Source organism: Candidatus Woesearchaeota archaeon (assembly GCA_003694805.1).
Classification (GTDB): domain Archaea; phylum Nanobdellota; class Nanobdellia; order Woesearchaeales; family J110; genus J110.
In genome coordinates, this window is sequence record RFJU01000042.1 from 1 (window position 1) to 1,755 (window position 1,755).

General features: G+C 50.1%; 2 protein-coding genes. One reads left to right on the plus strand and one right to left on the minus strand.

Annotation, left to right across the window (positions count from 1 at the left end; translation table 11 throughout):
* Nucleotides 1-412: 412 nt before the first annotated feature.
* Nucleotides 413-622 (minus strand): hypothetical protein, encoded by a 210-nt coding sequence (locus tag D6783_01850; GenBank protein ID RME53505.1) that lies wholly within the window; start codon nt 620-622, stop codon nt 413-415.
* 246 nt (nt 623-868) lie between these two features.
* Between D6783_01850 and D6783_01855 the strand changes: the two genes are divergently transcribed.
* On the plus strand, nt 869-1,755 hold an 887-nt coding region (locus tag D6783_01855), incomplete at its 3' end, for a hypothetical protein (GenBank protein RME53506.1).

The window sequence follows — 1,755 nt, forward strand, 5'->3', positions numbered from 1 at the left end:
ACGTTTGCGAAATCTACAAGTTCGTTTCCCCGTACTTATCGTAATCTCTTATAATTTTCACTTCACCACTTTCGTCACGGCATTATCACTACGTATTTACTAGTGTTTTTACGCGTTACTACGTACTTTCGCGCACCTCGGGGACACTCCGTTTGGTTATCACGTGTTACACGACAGGTTATGAGCCCAACGTGCGGTACAGTCAACCCTGACAGCCGTTCACTTTGCGCCTGCTGTAACAGTGTTTTCTAACGTTCCTCGAGGTTGCTCGATTCGCTTCGTCGCGAGACTCATTTTCTTTGGGTTTTCACGATCACGTTGTGATTCAATTACGACCGGAAAGTTTCCAGTGTGCAAGTCACACTTCCCAAACGACGGACGTTCATCTTACATTTCTACGTGCGCTACGCAATCACACTTCAATCCCTACGTTTTCACGGTCTTGGATTCTCCACGACCTACTATCGCCTAAAGAGTCAATTCCTACGTCAATCCACGTTCGAGGAAAGACGGTCCGGATTCTCGGATTCCTTGGACTTACCCAAAGGGATTTCTTGAACATCGTAACCATCACTTTTCTCTCGAATCCGTCAAGCTCACTCTTTTTGGTCTGATCAACCATTCAAGGGCTTCTTTGTTTTCATCACCATCTTCCTTGCTCTTCGTTATCTACACGATAACTGTTCGCTTTCGGCTCGAAGACCTATCGGTTAGCTACTGACTCTCTTCGACCTTTCCCTTCCTTCGCTGTACTACTGTCGGATTCCTACCAGGTCGCGCCTGTTTCCTTTTCGACGTACTACCTTGTTTCCTTCCGTTCGGTCTCTCTCTCTCTTGGTTCCCGTGTCGACTCCGTCCTACGTTGACCATGTCTCTCTCGACCGACGTTTCGTTCAACTTGACTCGCGCCGCTCCCGTCGCTTCCAACGCTGGGTACACCCGTGCCACGCGTGATGCGTTGCAGAACGAGGGTCTTGTCAAGTTCCGTGATTCCTTCGTCAAGAAGCTTTCGAAGGTTCCTCTCTCGTGCTCCATGCAAGTTGCTTCGTTCAAACCTTCCGAGATGAACGAAAAGTCCAACTTCTTCTACACGATTGCGCAGTTCGCTCAGTCGGCGATGTTCTTCGCCACTTGGTTCCGTTCGCACTTCGCCGACAACGTCTTCCAGTTGGTCGAAGTCTACACCATTCCGGGCGACCCTACGGCCACTCCTCCTACTCCCGACACTCAAGGTGTTCGTGAGATTGGCGACCTTTTCAAGGTGTGGAACTCTGTCACCATCGACCAGGTGTTCGAGTCGTGTGACATCTACATCAAGTATTCGGATTCCGCCATCGAGTCTCAGAACTTGAATCTCACTTGGGAGTTCATGATGGCCAACATCGATGTCGATCTTCGCTCCGCCGTCATTGCCGAGATTTCTCGCTTCAAGGAGATTAGTCCGGATGCGGCCCAGAGTGGCCCCATGGCTTTTTGGGTCGTTGCCAACCGCATCATTCAGTCGACCGACGCGCTTGCGCACAACGTTGTTTCTGGCGTCATGACTATGGGCCTCGTCCATTTCAAAGCCGAAAACGTTGTCGAAGCTGTTGCCACCCTGCGCAACGTTCTTCTCTTCCTTGGTCATGGAACGACTCGTTCCAAGTGTCCTCCTACGTTGATGGACATTCTTTTCGACGTCTTCCTTCGTTGCTCGAATCCTACGTTTGTGACCTACATTCGTCATCTCAAGGATTTCGAACAAGCTTCGGTCGA

What these genes read in the sequence shown, in the direction of transcription:
- D6783_01850 (RME53505.1), bottom strand. Translation starts at nt 622, where the DNA reads ATGGTTGATCAGACCAAAAAGAGTGAGCTTGACGGATTCGAGAGAAAA.